The sequence below is a fragment of the uncultured Dechloromonas sp. genome, assembly GCF_945957265.1.
In the GTDB taxonomy this organism is placed as follows: domain Bacteria; phylum Pseudomonadota; class Gammaproteobacteria; order Burkholderiales; family Rhodocyclaceae; genus Azonexus.
Window position 1 is genome coordinate 1 of the sequence record NZ_CAMFKO010000019.1, and the last position, 14,584, is coordinate 14,584.

Consider the following 14,584-nt stretch of genomic DNA (forward strand, 5'->3'; position numbering starts at 1 on the left):
AATCGTGCCAACGTTTACGTGCGGTTTCGTACGCTCGAATTTTTCCTTAGCCATTCCAGTTCCTCAATAATCAGATAAATAAAAATCCAGAATCCAAGCTAATCGGTGGTGCCCATGGGCAGGATCGAACTGCCGACCTCTCCCTTACCAAGGGAGTGCTCTACCACTGAGCCACATGGGCCTACCTTAAAACTCCAGCCGTACCGTGTCGTGGAGCGGGTGAAGGGAATCGAACCCTCGTCTTAAGCTTGGAAGGCTTCAGCTCTACCATTGAGCTACACCCGCAAAACCCTACGCCCGCAGCACAGGCCGCTACAGCATTCAATCTGGTGGAGGGAGAAGGATTCGAACCTTCGAAGGCTGAGCCGACAGATTTACAGTCTGTTCCCGTTGACCGCTTGGGTATCCCTCCGGAAGAACCCGAGATTATCCAGACGAGCGCACACCCTGTCAACACCCAAAAACAGAAAAGCCGGCATATAGCCGGCTTTTCGCGGATTTGAAGCAGAATTACTTCTGCGACAGAACCCAGGCAGCCAGCTTCTTGGCTTCGTCTTCGGTGACGTTGTTCGGCGGCATCGGGATTTCGCCCCATGCGCCCTTGCCACCCGCCTTGATCTTGGCGGCCAGCGCAGCCGGAGCCTTGGCATCGCCCTTGTACTTGGCGGCGACATCCTTGTAAGCCGGGCCAACCAGCTTCTTGTCGATGGCATGGCAGGACATGCAGTTCTTGGCCTTGGCCAGCGCCTCGTCGGCGTTCGCCTGACCGGCCATCACGACACCAGCAGCAGCCATCATGGCAATGTAAACAGCTTTCATTCTCTCGCTCCGTTCATCGGGTTGGTGGAAACAACAGCATCGGATGATAAAACCCTTTTCGGCCCCTGGCAAACAGGGAGAAGAGCTACACCGTTTGGACATCCGTCAGCACTTAACGACCCACGCGCGCCCATGGTTGACAGGGGGTCACGAAGGACGGGAGGAGATCGCCAGCAAGGCGCCCGCGGAAACGAACAAGCCGCCGAAAAACCTGTTCTGCAGGCGGATGCTGCGCGGATCATGGAGCCAGCGCCCAAGGCGCTCCGCGGCCAGGGCGTATCCGGACATGACCAGCATGTCGGTCAGGCACAGGGTGGCGGCGATTTCCCCGTACTGCGCCGCCTGCGGCAAGGCCGGATCGACGAACTGGGGCACCAGGGCGCCAATGAAGATGATCGCCTTCGGATTGGTCAAATTGACCAGCAGCCCCTGGACGAACAGGCTCCTCTGGCGGGTCGCGGGCAAGCGGGCATCGACGGGCGTCACCGGGGCTCGCCATTTCTGGATGCCGAGCCAAAGGAGATAGGCGGCGCCGAGAAACTTGATGACCGCGAAGGCCGTCTCCGATGCCGCGAGCAGGGCACCCAGCCCCAGCGCGACGACCAGCAGCTGCAGCAGCAGCGCGACCTGCAAGCCGAGGATGACGACCAGGGCCGCGGCGTAGCCGTGACGGACGCCGGTACTCATGCTGACCACGGCGCCCGGCCCTGGCGTGACGGCGATCAGGATCGCCGCCAGCAGGAACCCGAACCAGACGGTCAGCGTCATTTGCGACGCTGGATCTGCGTCACGTCGCGCACCGCGCCCTTGTCGGCCGAGGTGGCCATCAGGGCGTAGGCCTGCAGCGCGGCGGAAACCGTGCGCTGGCGATCGACCGGTTTCCAGGCGGCATCGCCCTTGGCGTCCATGGCTGCACGGCGCCTGGCGAGAACCTCGTCGGAAACGGCCAGATGGATGCGGCGGTTCGGGATGTCGATCTCGATGGTATCGCCCTCCTCGACCAGGCCGATGGCGCCGCCGTCCGCCGCTTCCGGCGAGGCGTGGCCGATGGACAGCCCGGAAGTGCCGCCGGAGAAACGGCCGTCGGTGAGCAGGGCGCATTCCTTGCCCAGACCCATCGACTTCAGGTAGGAGGTCGGGTAGAGCATTTCCTGCATGCCCGGGCCGCCCTTCGGGCCTTCGTAGCGGATGACGACGACGTCGCCGGCGACGATCTGGCCGCCGAGGATGCCTTCCACCGCCGAATCCTGGCTTTCGAAGACGCGGGCGCGGCCGGTGAATTTCCAGATCGACTCATCGACGCCGGCCGTCTTGACGATGCAGCCGTCGAGCGCGATGTTGCCGGAGAGAACGGCCAGGCCGCCATCCTTGGAATAGGCATTGGCCTTGTTGCGGATACAGCCCTGGGTGCGATCGAGATCGAGTTCGTTGAAACGACGATCCTGCGAGAAGGCGACCTGGGTCGGCACGCCGCCCGGCGCGGCCTTGAAGAAATCATGCACCGTGACGTCGTGTTCGCGCACGACGTCCCAGCGGTCGATGGCTTCGCCCAGCGTCCTGGCGTGAACGGTCGGCGCATCGCGATGCAACAGGCCGGCACGGTCGAGTTCGCCGAGGATGCCCATGATGCCGCCGGCGCGGTGGACGTCCTCGATGTGGTACTTGTCGGTCATCGGCGCCACCTTGCACAGGCAGGGCACGGAACGCGAGATGCGGTCGATGTCGGCCATCGTGAAATCGACGCCGGCTTCCTGCGCGGCAGCCAGGATGTGCAGCACGGTATTGGTCGAGCCGCCCATGGCGACGTCGAGGGTCATGGCGTTTTCGAAGGCCTTGGCGGAGGCGATCGAGCGCGGCAGCACCGAGGCGTCGTCCTGCTCGTAGTAGCGCTTGCACAGTTCGACGGCGAGGCGACCGGCGCGCAGGAACAGTTGCTTGCGGTCGGCATGGGTGGCGACGACGGTGCCGTTGCCGGGCAGGCTGAGGCCGAGCGCTTCGGTCAGGCAGTTCATCGAGTTGGCGGTAAACATGCCGGAGCACGAACCGCAAGTCGGGCAAGCGGAACGCTCGATTTCGTCGAGATCGGCCTGCGACACGGAGGCGTCGGCCGCCTTGACCATGGCATCGACCAGGTCGAGGTGCACGACCTGGTCCTGCAGCTTGACCTTGCCGGCTTCCATCGGACCGCCGGAGACGAAGACGACCGGGATGTTCAGGCGCATGGCGGCCATCAGCATGCCCGGGGTGATCTTGTCGCAGTTGGAGATGCAGACCATGGCGTCGGCGCAGTGGGCGTTGACCATGTATTCGACCGAGTCGGCGATCAGGTCGCGACTCGGCAGCGAATAGAGCATGCCGCTGTGGCCCATGGCGATGCCGTCGTCGATGGCGATGGTGTTGAATTCCTTGGCGACGCCGCCGGCCGCCTCGATCTCGCGTGCCACCATCTGGCCCAGGTCCTTGAGATGGACATGGCCCGGCACGAACTGGGTGAAGCTGTTGACCACCGCGATGATCGGCTTGCCGAAGTCGCCATCCTTCATGCCGGTGGCGCGCCACAAGGAGCGGGCACCCGCCATGTTGCGGCCGTGGGTGGAGGTATGGGAACGATATTGCGGCATGACTCTCTCTCCGTCGAAACTGAACGCCACGGTGTTGTCACGGGCGCGAACTATAATCGGCTAATTCTAGCCCACTCTGCGCCTGCAATGCTTCTACACCCGCAGTTCGACCCTATCGCCTTTTCTGTCGGCCCGCTTTCCGTGCGCTGGTACGGTTTGATGTATCTGGTCGCCTTCGTTCAATTTATTTTGCTCGGACGGCTGCGCATCAAGAACCGCCCCGGCTTTCTGACCAGCGAACAGCTCGACGACCTGCTCTTCTACGGCATGCTTGGCGTCATTCTCGGCGGCCGGCTTGGCCAGGTCCTGTTCTACGAGCCGGGCTACTACCTGGCCAATCCGCTGGAAATCCTCGCCGTCTGGAAGGGCGGCATGAGCTTCCATGGCGGCTTCCTCGGCGTGCTGGTCGCCATGGGCTTGTGGACGCGCAAGCACGGCAAGCACTGGTTCGACGTGATGGACTTCGTCGCCCCGCTGGTGCCCCTCGGCCTGGCCGCCGGGCGCATCGGCAATTTCATCAACGGCGAGCTGTGGGGTCGCGTCGCCGACCCGAGCCTGCCGTGGGCGATGATTTTCCCGCAGTCGGGCGACATGCAGGCGCGCCATCCGTCGCAGCTGTATCACGTCGGCCTGGAAGGCCTGGCACTGTTCGCCATCCTCTGGCTGTACAGCCGGCAGCCGCGGCCGCGGGCGGCGGTATCCGGCGTCTTCCTGATCGGCTACGGCGCCTTCCGCTTCATCACCGAGTTCTTCCGCGAGCCGGATCACGGCATATTCGGGCAGTCGTACATCATCAGCATGGGGCAGTGGCTGTCGCTGCCGATGATCCTGGCCGGCGTCGCGATGCTGGCCTTTGCCTACCGGAAGAAAACCCTATAATTATGGATTACATCATTCAATCCACGATAGGAATCCCGTCATGACACGTCCGTTCAAGGTTCTCGGCATCCAGCAAATCGCCATCGGCGGCCCTTCCAAGGAAAAGCTGCGCACGTTGTGGGTCGAGAAATTCGGCCTGGAAATCACCAGCACCTTCGTTTCCGAGCGCGAGAACGTCGATGAGGACATCTGCGCCATGGGCAGCGGTCCGTTCAAGGTCGAGGTCGACCTGATGCAGCCGCTCGATCCGGAGAAAAAACCGGCCGTGCATGCCACCCCGCTCAACCACGTCGGCCTGTGGATCGACGACCTGCCCAAGGCCGTCGAATGGCTGTCGGCCAACGGCGTGCGCTTCGCCCCGGGCGGCATCCGCAAGGGCGCGGCCGGTTTCGACATCACCTTCCTGCATCCCAAGGGCAACGAGGAATTCCCCATCGGCGGCGAAGGCGTCCTGATCGAACTGGTCCAGGCCCCGCCGGAAGTGGTTTCCGCCTTTGCCAAGCTGGCCGGCAACTAAGGAAACATGGACGACATTCCCGAGGACGATCTCGAGGAATCCCGGGCGGCGCTCGCGCCAACGCTGGATGCGACCGCCGCCCTGCTGCCCTGGGTGGAGAAATCCCGCCCGCCGCGCTTCGACGCCCAGCTGAACGAACGCTGGATCGCAGCCAGCCGCCGCCTGGAACAGGCCTGGGCCCAGCGCCATGGCGCCGGCGCCGACGACGTTCGGCCCGCCGTCTTCAATCTCTACACCATCGCGCTGGAAACCGCGGACAGCGATTGCCTCCGCCTTGGCGAAGCGCTGGCCGATGCCGCCGACCGGCTCGAGGAAGGGAACCCTTCCCCCCGCCTACTCGCCGCACTGAGCGGCACGATCGAGTCCCTGCGCGACCCGCTTGGCCTGGAGCACGATGCGTTTGCCGAACGCGCGCGGCACTTTGCCGGGCGACTCGAAACGACAGTCAGCACCAGCGATGCCAGCCAGCGATCGCCGGTCCTCGACCGCCTGTTCGTGAGCGAGGCACACGAACAACTGGAGCTCTTGCGCGACGCCCTGGCCGCCTTGCCGCCCGATGCCTACGTGCTGACCACGGAAGCGCTGAAACTGGCCCAGGATGCCGAAACGCTAGAAATTTGGGGCGTCATGCACCTCGCCCGCCAGTTCGCCGACGCGGTGACGCAAAACACCAACGAGCTGGACGGCAACGCGGCCAGGGAACAACTCCTGGCGCTGCTCGATACGCTGGAAAAAACGATAGCCGCGGTGCCGACCTAGGCGGCCCGGAGAATGCTGAGCGCCAGACGGCGGCCGTCGCTGAGGTCGGTTCTCTCGGCCGACACGCTCACCTGGATCCGCCGTCCGTCGCTGCGCTGGACCTCCGCCGCCAGGCGGCTCGCCGCCGCGCTGCCGTCCAGCATGCGACTGACCTCTCCCGTCACGGCTGACTGCTGCTCAACGGAATAGAGGCTGACATGGTGACGCCCGAGCAACTCTTCGCGCGAACGCCCGGTCAGCGCTTCGGCCTGGCGATTGACGTCGAGAATTTCACCGCTCCGGGCATCGGCCAGCAGCATGGCATCCTGCGAGGCGTTGATGACGGCCCGCAACTGCTCCACCGCCGCACAGGCCTGGCGCTTGGCTTCGCCCGCCTCGTACTCGACCAGCGCCAACGTCACCAGGTTGGCCACGGCCTGGGCAAAAATCTGGTGCGCCGCCGCCCAGGACTGCCGGGAACCGACCTGCTCGAGACACAGAACCCCCTGCAGTTCGCCCCGGATGTGGATGGGCGTGGCCAGCATTGCGGTAACCCGGTGGCGCGGCAGGTAATAGCTGACGAATTCGGCCGTCATCGGATGCACGTAGACATCGTCGACCGCAATGCCGTTACCTTCCTGCAGCGCCGCGAAGAAGACCGGGTGGCCGATGGCGTCGATGGTGTTGCCGCTGCTGTGTAGCCGTTTCGAGCGCTCGTACAGGCCGAGGCAGCGCAACTCGCGCTGGTCGTCGGTCAGCGCCCAGATGCTGGCGCGCTCCACACCGCAGATATTGGCGGCCGACTCGGTCAGGATGCTGAGCATCATGTCCAGGCTGGCCTCCGCGAAGTAGGCACCGCGCGAAAGGCTGGCGATGCCCTCCTGGAGGTCTTCCGGAGGCATCAGGGCGGTGGAGGAGACGAGGCTGAGTTGGGTTTCCATGTTGCAGGGGCGGCGATTTGGCCCGACGGGCGTTGCTGACAGCCTCCATGGTAATCACGCCCCCAATAGATACCTGTGAATTCCTCCACATTTAACGAAAGTAATAACAATCCAATTATCGATCGTCCTCACTCGGCGTCGTCTTGAATACGAAAGCGGCCTTTTCGACGTCGGTAATCCAGACCAGCCCGTCACCGTAATGACCGGTCTGGGCAATCTCGGTGATGCGCTGGAAGATCACTTCGGCAACCTCGTCGGGGGCAACGATTTCGACACGGACCTTGGGCGTGTAGTCGGTCAGCTCGTCCTTGATCTTGACCTTGGCGGGCACGTGCCGGCTCGGCGCGCTGCAGCCTTCGACGCGATCCACCGTCATGCCCGGGAACCCGGGCAAGGCAACCAGGGCTTCGCGCAGGAGCGGCAGTTTGTTCGGACGGATGATGGCCTTGATTTCCTTCATGCTTCGATTCCCTCTTCGTCGAACCAGCGATAAATGGTGGGCAGAACCACCAGCGTCAGCAAGGTCGATGTAATCAATCCGCCGATGACCACGATGGCCAGCGGCCTTTGCACCTCTGAGCCCGGCCCCGTCGAGAACAGGAAGGGGATCAGGCCGAGCATGGCGACGGTTGCCGTCATCATCACCGGCCGGAAGCGCAGCTTGGCGCCCTCGACGACGGCTTCGCGAACGCTGCGCCCCTCTTCGCGCAGACCGCGGATATACGACACGAGCACGACGCCGTTGAGCACCGCGATACCCCACAGGGCGATGAAACCGACCGAGGCCGGGACCGACAAATACTCGCCGGTGAGGAACAGGCCGACGATGCCGCCAATCGATGCGAAGGGCAGCACGGTGATGATCAGCGTCGCGAAACGCAAGGAGTTGAAGAGCAGGAAGAGCAGGAAGAAGATCGCCGCGATGGTGATCGGGATGATGATCTTCAGGTGGCCGAGCGCCCGCTCCATGTTCTGGAACTGACCGCCCCACTCCAGATAATAGCCGTCGGGCAGCTTGATCTGGGCCTCGACCTTCTGTTGCAACTCAGCCACGAAACTGCCCAAGTCGCGATCCTTGACGTTGACGCCGACCACGATACGGCGCTTGCCCAGTTCGCGCGAAATCTGCGCCGGGCCGTCGACCACGGCGATCCTGGCAACGTCGGCGAGGCGGGCCTGGGCGCCGTTCCTGGAAGTAATCAGGATGTTCGAGATGGCCTCGACGTTATTGCGGAAGCGCTCCGGCAAGCGCACCACGCCGGGGAAACGGCGCTCGCCCTCGAAGATTTCGGTCGCCACCTTGCCGCCGACCGCCGTTTCCAGCAGATCGTTGACGTCGGCGACGTTGATGCCGAGACGGGCAATGGCCTGACGGTCGATTTCGATGGACAGGTATTGCTGGCCGCTGATCCGCTCGATGCGCAAGTCCTGCGCGCCTTGCAGCGATTGTGCAACCTTGCCGATCTGGCCGGCGACTTTCTTCAACTGGTCGAGATCGTCGCCGAACACCTTGACGGCGATATCGGAACGGACGCCCGTCACCATTTCATCGACGCGGTCGGAAATCGGCTGCGCCATGACGATCTGCACACCCGGCAAGGCTTTCAGCTTGTCGCGCATGGCGTCCTGGATGTCGTCCTGCGTCCAGCCGGACGGCCACTCGCTGCGCGGCTTCAGGCTGACGATGGGAGTCGATTCGTTCGGCCCCTGCGGGTCGGCCGGCGATTCGCCGCGACCGACGCCGGAGACCGCCGACTTGACGCCCGGGACCTGCATGACCAGCCGCATGGCCTCCATTTCCATCTTGATCGACTCGTCGAGCGAGATGTTGGGCACCCGGTTGATGCCCGGCACCACGGAACCTTCCTTCATTTCGGGAATGAAGGCGGTGCCGAGGAAAGGCAGCATGGCGACGGTCAGCGCAAAGACGGCAACCGACAGGGTCACGGTTTTCTTTTCGTTCCCCAGCGCCCAGTGCAGCATTTTGAGATAGCGTTGCTTCATCGCCGCGATCAGCCGGGTATCGTGATCGCCGTCGTGGGCCGGCGGCTTGAGCAGGTAGGTCGACATCACCGGCGTCAGCGTCATCGACAGGACCAGCGAAATGGCGAGCGCGATGGCGATGGTGTAGGCGAGCGGCGCGAACATCTTGCCTTCCATGCCCTGCAGGGTCATCAGCGGAAGGAAGACGAGGATGATGATACCGACGCCGAAGATGACCGGCGTCGCCACTTCGACCACCGCGCGCAGGATGACCCGGGTCTGGCTTTCACCGGACTTTGCCGTGCGCCCCAATTGCAGGAAGGCGTTTTCGACCACCACCACCGAGCCGTCCACCATCAGACCGATGGCGATGGCCAAGCCGCCGAGCGACATCAGGTTGGCCGAGATGCCCAGCTTGTTCATGGCCATGAAGGTGAGCAGCGGCGTCAACACCAGGGTACCGACGACGATCAGCGACGAGCGCACGTCGCCGAGGAACAGGAAGAGCACGACGACAACCAGCGCCACGCCTTCGAGCAACACCTTGGTCACGGTCCATAGCGCCGCGTCGACCAATTCGGAGCGATCGTAATAGGGCTCGATCTTCAGCCCATCGGGGAGCATCCCCTTGCCGTTGATTTCGTCGACCCGTGCCTTGATGCGCCCGACCACTTCCTTGGCGTTGCCGCCGGCGATCATCATCACCACGCCGCCGACCGATTCGGTGACACCATTCTTGATCACCGCGCCCTGGCGAACTTCGTGGCCGATTTGGACCTCGGCCACGTCGCGGACATACACCGGCACACCGTCCTTTTCCTTGAGCACGATGGCGCGCAAATCCTCAACATCGCGCACCAGGCCGATACCGCGGATCAGATACTGCTCGGCGTATTGAGGCAGCACGCCGCCGCCGGCGTTGGCGTTGTTTCTGCCCACCGCCTGATAGACATCGGCCACCGACAGGCCGAAGTGGCGCAGCTTGTCCGGATTGACCAGGACCTGGTACTGGCGGGCGAAACCGCCCTGCGAGTTGATTTCGGCGACGCCGGGAATCGAGCGCAGCAAGGGACGTACCACCCAGTCCTGAGCGACCCGGCGCTTCATCAATTCTTCTTCGCTCAGCGTCTTGTCGCCGTCGTCGGCCCGCTCGAGGGTGTATTGATAGACCTCGCCCAGTCCGGTGGACACCGGGCCGAGTACGGGTGCAATACCTTCCGGCAAGCGCGAGCCGACTTCGAGCAGGCGCTCCATGACCAGTTGGCGGGCGAAATAGACGTTGGTCTTGTCGCTGAACACCAGCGTGATCAGCGACAACCCCGGCTTGTTCAGCGAGCGCATTTCCTCCAGCCCGGGCAGACCGGTCATCGCCACTTCCAGCGGCACGGTGGCGAAGCGCTCGACTTCCTCCGGCGAACGGCCCGGCGCTTCGGTGGCGATCTGCACCTGGACGTTCGTCACGTCCGGGAAGGCATCGACCGACAACTTCTGCGCCGCGTTCAGGCCAAAGAAGAAAAGGACCGCGGCAATGACCGCGACGACCAGGCGCTGCTTGAGCGCCGCGCGAACGAGAGACTCGATCACGATCCCTCCATTTCCTTGCGATTACGTTCGTTGTTCAGATGGAAGGCACCGTCCACCACCAGCTTTTCGCCGCCCTTCAGGCCACTCAGCAAGCTGCGCATGCCGCCCTGCTCCGGCCCCAGCTTGACCTTGAGCAGCCGGAAGGCGCCGTTGCCCTCGGCCACAAAAACATGGTCCTCGTCGTTTTGGCGCACCACGGCGCTGGCCGGCACCACCAGACGCTCGACCGGCTTGGCCTCGATCAGCATGGAAGCGAGCATGGCTGGCTTCAGGCGGCCTTCACGGTTGTCCAGTTCGGTACGCACGAGGACGGTTCGCGTTTCCGGATCGATGGTCTGGCCGACGTAGATCAGTTTGCCAGTCAGCTTTTCGTTGCCCAGCGCCGGCACCTCGATATTGACGGTCTGCCCGGCCTTGACCAGGCTGACCTGCTGCTCGGGCACCTGGGCCACCGCCCACAAACGGGACAGGTCGGCGATCACGAAAAGGGTATCGGCCGGCTGCACGACCTGGCCCTGCGCCAGCTTGCGCTCGACAACCACGCCATTCATGGTGGCGACGACCGGCGTCACCGAGTTGATCTCGCCCTGTTTGCCGAGGCGCTCGATGGCAGCCGCGCTGACGCCGAGCAGTTGCAACTGGTCGGACGCGGCGCGCGTTTCGGCCTGCGAAATCTTGTATTCACTCTCCCGACGCTGCAGTTCGGCAGCACCGATCACATCCGCCTCGAACAAGGCCTTGGCCCGCTCGGCGTTGCGCCGGTTCAACTCCAGTTGCGCTCGCGCCTTCAGATAGGCCAGTTGCTGTTCCGACAACTCGCTGCTGTTCAGCTTGGCAAGCAGATCGCCTCTCTTGATGTTCTGACCCAGCCAGGCGTCGATTTCGGTGACCCGGCCGGTAATGGTGGCGCCAATCCGCGCCAGGCGATGTTCATCGAAGTCGATCCGACCGGCAACACGCAGGGTCTCGACCACCGGGCGCTTGCTGAGATCGGCCAGCTTGAGCTGCGACAGCAACTCCGGCGACGGAGCGACGATCATCGGATCCTGTGCCTGGGTGGTCGCCGTTTTCTGATCCTCTTTGTTGCAACCGATCAGCATGGCGGCCATCAAGGCCAGCAGCAGGGCATTCTTCATGGATTCTTTCCTCCCGGGGTAGCCCGCAGTCGTTCGATTTCGACCCAGGCAGCCGCCAGTTCGAAACGGGCGGTAATCAATTCGGCGCGCGCAGCCCGGAAAACCCGTTGCGCGTCGAGCACTTCCAAAAATCCTCGTTCACCGAAGCGATAGGCCGCCTCGGCAATCCTCAGGGCATTCTCGGCCTGACGGACGATGCCGGACTCCAGGGCAGTGACCTGCGCCTGGGCAATCTCGTATTGCTGGTAAGCCACGGCCAACTGCTGCTCGAGCGAGAACTCCTGAGCCGCCAATTCGTGCCGCAGGCGCGCCAGTTGGGCCGATGCCTCGCTGATCGGACCACTGCGGCGGTCCCACAGCGGCACCGAGACAACGACGCCGAAGCGCGAAGTCCGCATGTCCGGATCGTCGTCGTAGCCCCCCTTCACCGCCAGGCTGGGCCAACGCTGCCGACGCTCCAGTTCAAGCTGCTGCTCGGCCCGGGAAACCTCGGCCTTGGCTCGCGCCAGCGTCGGACTGGCCTCGGCCAGCGATTGGCGGACGACCTCGAGCTGAGGCAGGTCCGGCACTTCGCGCAGGGTACCGCGCAAGGAATACTCCGCCGGCAAGCCTGAACCGATGCTCTGCCGCAAATGGGAACGTGCCTGCTCGGCGCGGAAACCGGCAGCCTGCACCGATTTCTGGGCGTTCAGCATTTCCGCATCGGCCTTGATCAATTCAAAGCGCGGCGCTTCGCCGGTTTCGACGCGCAAGGCGATGCGCGAACGGACGCCTTCCACCAACCCCAGGTCTTCCCTGGCATTGCGCACCTCGGCATTGCGCCGCAGCACCTCGAAGTAGCGCAGGCGGACATTGGCCAGAAGGTCGGCCTCGAAGGCACGCAAACCAGCCTCGCTGGCCTGCACGCCAGCCTCGGCAGCACCGATACGCGAACTGCGCACCCAGGGCAGGTCGATGGGCTGGGTGAGCGTCGCGCTGCGCGCATCGCCGGAACTGCCACCTGCCGCCCGTGAACGTGCCGTCCCGGCCAGGTATTCGATTTCGGGATTGGGAAAGGCGCCGGCGCTGCGCACGGCATAACGTGCCGCGGCAAGCTGCTCGCGAGCGGCCATCATGCTGCGGCTCGAATCGAGCGCCAGTTTTTCCAAGTCCGGCAGGGCGTATTCCGGGCCGGCAGCTTCGGCCGCCACCGACACCCAGAGACAAATTAACAGAACGAAAAATTTATTGCGTTGCACCATGAGAGATATTCAGCAAACCTAATGCCACCACGACTCACCCGGAAACCCGGGAAAAACCAGAAACACCCGAACATCAGGCTACTGAAGCCCAGTGGAGAATCGATGAATTTGCCCGACGCAAGCGGCAAAGAAAAGACGCCGCACAAAATCGCACCAATCTTGTGCAACGCACCACAAACGCATGATACCAAACCGTCAGTTTCGCGTCAGCTTGGCGTCAGAAATACGTCAGGTTCGGCGCGAATCCAGCGCGGCGATTCGTTCTTCCAGCGGCGGATGGGTGGCGAACAAGGCCATGAAGCCGCCCTTGCCACCGGCGATACCGGAAGCAGCCATGTTTTGGGGCAACGGTTCGGTGTGCAAGTTCCCCAGTCGGCGCAAGGCGTTCTGCATCGGCGCCGGCGTACCCATCAGGCTGGCGGCACCGGCGTCGGCGCGGAATTCGCGCTGCCGGGAGAACCAGGCGACGATGACGCTGGCCAGGATGCCGAAGACGATTTCGCAGACAATGCTGGTCACCATGTAGCCGATGCCGGGACCGCTGCTTTCCTCGTCATTGCGGCGCAGAAAGCTGTCCACCACGTAACCGACGACGCGCGACAGGAAGACGACGAAAGTGTTCACCACGCCCTGGATCAGGGTCAGCGTCACCATGTCGCCGTTGGCGATGTGGGCGACCTCGTGGGCCAGCACGGCTTCGGCCTCCTCCCGCGTCATGCTCTGCAGCAGGCCGGTGGAGACGGCGACCAGCGAACTGTTCTTGGTCGCCCCGGTGGCGAAGGCATTCGGCTCGCCGTCGTAGATCGCCACTTCGGGCATCGGCAGGCCAGCTTTCTTGCTCAGCCTGGCGACGGTATCGACCAGCCAGACCTCGGTCGAGGTGCCGGGATGCTCGATGACCTGCGCACCGGTACTCCACTTGGCCATGGTCTTCGACATGAGCAGCGAGATGAAGGAACCGCCAAAGCCGATCACGGCGGCGAACACGAACAACATGCCGACGTTGAGGCCGTTGGCGGTCAGGAATTTGTTGACGCCGAGCAGGCTGGTCACGACGCTGAGCACCAGCATCACGGCCAGGTTGGTCAGCAGGAACAGAACGATGCGTTTCATAGACATATCCTCCAGAGAGAAACGAGGCCGATGGTATTGCATTGCAACAATCAATAAAACCGGAGCAAAATGAAGTATTACTTCGTTTTTTTCTGTTGAAATCATGAGCCAGATCAATTTCAAGCACCTGCACTACTTCTGGGTTGTCGCCCAGGAAGGCAGCATCACCCGCGCGGCCGATCGCCTCGGGGTCGCCATCCAGACCATATCCGGGCAACTGTCGCTACTTGAACGACAACTCGGCAAGGCGCTGTTCAACAGCCAGGGGCGCGGCCTGGTACTCAGCGATGCGGGGCGGGTCGCGCTCGGGTACGCCGACCAGATATTCCAGCTCGGCGACGCCCTGGTCGATGCCATCCAGCATAGCGACAGCGAATCGACCCTGCGCCTGCGGGCCGGCATTTCCGACGGCATCCCGAAGCTGCTTGCCTACCGATTGCTATCCACAGTAACCGAAATGCCGGCCGATGTCCGCCTGATCTGCGACGAAGGCGAATTCGAAACGCTGCTCGCCGACCTCGCCCTGCACCGGCTGGACGTGGTGCTGACCGACCGCTCCGCGCCGGTCGGCGGCAACCTGAAGGTATTCAGCACCCGGCTCGGCGAATTCGCCACCGGGCTGTTCGGCACCGCGGCGCTGCTGGAACGTTACGGCAAGGATTTCCCGGCCTCGCTCGACGGCGCACCGATGCTGCTGCCCACCCGCCACAATGCCTTGCGCGGGCGTATCGACCGCTGGCTGGAGATCGCCGGCGTTCGCCCCAAGGTGGTCGGCGAGTTTGAAGACAGCGCCCTGCTCAACACCTTCGGACGGGGCGGCCTGGGCATCTTCCCGGCACCGCTCGCCCTCGTCGAACAAGTAGCTCAGCAGTTGGAAGCACAGCCGCTGGGCGCCATGCAGGGGGTCAGCGAGCAGATCTACGCCATTTCCAGCGAACGCCGGATTCGCCACCCCGCTGTCGAAGCCCTGTGCGCCGCGGCGGCGCAGGACACCCCGGAGCCAAGGGTATAA

General features: G+C 63.4%; 13 protein-coding genes and 3 tRNA genes. 4 read left to right on the forward strand and 12 right to left on the reverse strand.

All coding sequences use genetic code 11. The features are described from left to right. Positions 1–106: 106 nt before the first annotated feature. From Q0P59_RS11350 to ilvD, 6 genes are all read right to left on the reverse strand, one after another. Positions 107–181, reverse strand: a tRNA-Thr gene (locus Q0P59_RS11350). Positions 182–211: 30 nt separating this feature from the next. Beyond that, positions 212–285: transfer RNA gene (locus tag Q0P59_RS11355), tRNA-Gly, on the reverse strand. A 42-nt stretch (positions 286–327) separates the two neighbouring features. Beyond that, a tRNA-Tyr gene (locus tag Q0P59_RS11360) sits at positions 328–412 on the reverse strand. A gap of 98 nt (positions 413–510) precedes the next feature. Continuing rightward, positions 511–819, reverse strand: a complete 309-nt coding sequence (locus Q0P59_RS11365; protein ID WP_295006579.1) for a c-type cytochrome — start codon at positions 817–819, stop codon at positions 511–513. Between the two features lie 147 nt (positions 820–966). Continuing rightward, positions 967–1,587 carry a homoserine/homoserine lactone efflux protein gene (rhtB, locus tag Q0P59_RS11370; protein WP_295006580.1) on the reverse strand — a complete coding sequence of 207 codons (621 nt, stop codon included), beginning with the start codon at positions 1,585–1,587 and terminating at the stop codon, positions 967–969. Continuing rightward, positions 1,584–3,440, reverse strand: coding sequence for a dihydroxy-acid dehydratase (gene ilvD / locus Q0P59_RS11375; protein ID WP_295006581.1), 1,857 nt, complete (start codon positions 3,438–3,440; stop codon positions 1,584–1,586). Before ilvD ends, rhtB begins: the two co-directional genes overlap by 4 nt. Before the next feature lie 87 nt (positions 3,441–3,527). Between ilvD and lgt the strand changes: the two genes are divergently transcribed. From lgt to Q0P59_RS11390, 3 genes are read left to right on the forward strand one after another with little or no spacing between them, the layout of a single operon-like run. Beyond that, positions 3,528–4,319, forward strand: coding sequence for a prolipoprotein diacylglyceryl transferase (gene lgt / locus Q0P59_RS11380; RefSeq protein ID WP_295006582.1), 792 nt, complete (start codon positions 3,528–3,530; stop codon positions 4,317–4,319). A gap of 40 nt (positions 4,320–4,359) precedes the next feature. After that, positions 4,360–4,836 (forward strand): VOC family protein, encoded by a 477-nt coding sequence (locus Q0P59_RS11385; RefSeq protein ID WP_295006583.1) that lies wholly within the window; start codon positions 4,360–4,362, stop codon positions 4,834–4,836. A gap of 6 nt (positions 4,837–4,842) precedes the next feature. Continuing rightward, positions 4,843–5,595 (forward strand): hypothetical protein, encoded by a 753-nt coding sequence (locus Q0P59_RS11390; RefSeq protein ID WP_295006584.1) that lies wholly within the window; start codon positions 4,843–4,845, stop codon positions 5,593–5,595. Here the strand turns inward: Q0P59_RS11390 and Q0P59_RS11395 are convergent. From Q0P59_RS11395 to htpX, 6 genes are all read right to left on the reverse strand, one after another. After that, entirely contained in the window at positions 5,592–6,515 is a 924-nt protein-coding gene (locus Q0P59_RS11395) for a PAS domain S-box protein (protein WP_295006585.1), read from the reverse strand. The two genes, Q0P59_RS11390 and Q0P59_RS11395, sit on opposite strands and share 4 nt — an antisense overlap. A 115-nt stretch (positions 6,516–6,630) precedes the next feature. Beyond that, entirely contained in the window at positions 6,631–6,975 is a 345-nt protein-coding gene (locus Q0P59_RS11400; protein WP_295006586.1) for a P-II family nitrogen regulator, read from the reverse strand. Further along, the gene (locus Q0P59_RS11405; protein WP_295006587.1) at positions 6,972–10,082 is read right to left on the reverse strand and encodes an efflux RND transporter permease subunit; all 3,111 of its coding nucleotides are present in this window, start codon (positions 10,080–10,082) and stop codon (positions 6,972–6,974) included. Before Q0P59_RS11405 ends, Q0P59_RS11400 begins: the two co-directional genes overlap by 4 nt. Next, the gene (locus Q0P59_RS11410) at positions 10,079–11,218 is read right to left on the reverse strand and encodes an efflux RND transporter periplasmic adaptor subunit (RefSeq protein WP_295006588.1); all 1,140 of its coding nucleotides are present in this window, start codon (positions 11,216–11,218) and stop codon (positions 10,079–10,081) included. Before Q0P59_RS11410 ends, Q0P59_RS11405 begins: the two co-directional genes overlap by 4 nt. Further along, positions 11,215–12,459, reverse strand: coding sequence for a TolC family protein (locus Q0P59_RS11415; protein WP_295006589.1), 1,245 nt, complete (start codon positions 12,457–12,459; stop codon positions 11,215–11,217). The genes Q0P59_RS11410 and Q0P59_RS11415 overlap by 4 nt, the downstream gene beginning before the upstream one ends. 228 nt (positions 12,460–12,687) lie before the next feature. After that, complete coding sequence (gene htpX / locus Q0P59_RS11420; RefSeq protein WP_295006590.1) at positions 12,688–13,572, reverse strand: protease HtpX; 885 nt, start codon at positions 13,570–13,572, stop codon at positions 12,688–12,690. Between the two features lie 103 nt (positions 13,573–13,675). Here htpX and Q0P59_RS11425 point away from each other — a divergent pair, with 103 nt between their 5' ends. After that, entirely contained in the window at positions 13,676–14,584 is a 909-nt protein-coding gene (locus Q0P59_RS11425; RefSeq protein WP_295006591.1) for a LysR family transcriptional regulator, read from the forward strand.

Excerpts from the sequence above, each read along its gene's own strand:
- Q0P59_RS11365 (WP_295006579.1), bottom strand. The coding sequence starts at position 819 with ATGAAAGCTGTTTACATTGCCATGATGGCTGCTGCTGGTGTCGTGATG.
- rhtB (WP_295006580.1), bottom strand. The coding sequence starts at position 1,587 with ATGACGCTGACCGTCTGGTTCGGGTTCCTGCTGGCGGCGATCCTGATC.
- ilvD (WP_295006581.1), bottom strand. The coding sequence starts at position 3,440 with ATGCCGCAATATCGTTCCCATACCTCCACCCACGGCCGCAACATGGCG.
- lgt (WP_295006582.1), top strand. The coding sequence starts at position 3,528 with ATGCTTCTACACCCGCAGTTCGACCCTATCGCCTTTTCTGTCGGCCCG.
- Q0P59_RS11385 (WP_295006583.1), top strand. The coding sequence starts at position 4,360 with ATGACACGTCCGTTCAAGGTTCTCGGCATCCAGCAAATCGCCATCGGC.
- Q0P59_RS11390 (WP_295006584.1), top strand. The coding sequence starts at position 4,843 with ATGGACGACATTCCCGAGGACGATCTCGAGGAATCCCGGGCGGCGCTC.
- Q0P59_RS11395 (WP_295006585.1), bottom strand. The coding sequence starts at position 6,515 with ATGGAAACCCAACTCAGCCTCGTCTCCTCCACCGCCCTGATGCCTCCG.
- Q0P59_RS11400 (WP_295006586.1), bottom strand. The coding sequence starts at position 6,975 with ATGAAGGAAATCAAGGCCATCATCCGTCCGAACAAACTGCCGCTCCTG.
- Q0P59_RS11410 (WP_295006588.1), bottom strand. The coding sequence starts at position 11,218 with ATGAAGAATGCCCTGCTGCTGGCCTTGATGGCCGCCATGCTGATCGGT.
- Q0P59_RS11415 (WP_295006589.1), bottom strand. The coding sequence starts at position 12,459 with ATGGTGCAACGCAATAAATTTTTCGTTCTGTTAATTTGTCTCTGGGTG.
- htpX (WP_295006590.1), bottom strand. The coding sequence starts at position 13,572 with ATGAAACGCATCGTTCTGTTCCTGCTGACCAACCTGGCCGTGATGCTG.
- Q0P59_RS11425 (WP_295006591.1), top strand. The coding sequence starts at position 13,676 with ATGAGCCAGATCAATTTCAAGCACCTGCACTACTTCTGGGTTGTCGCC.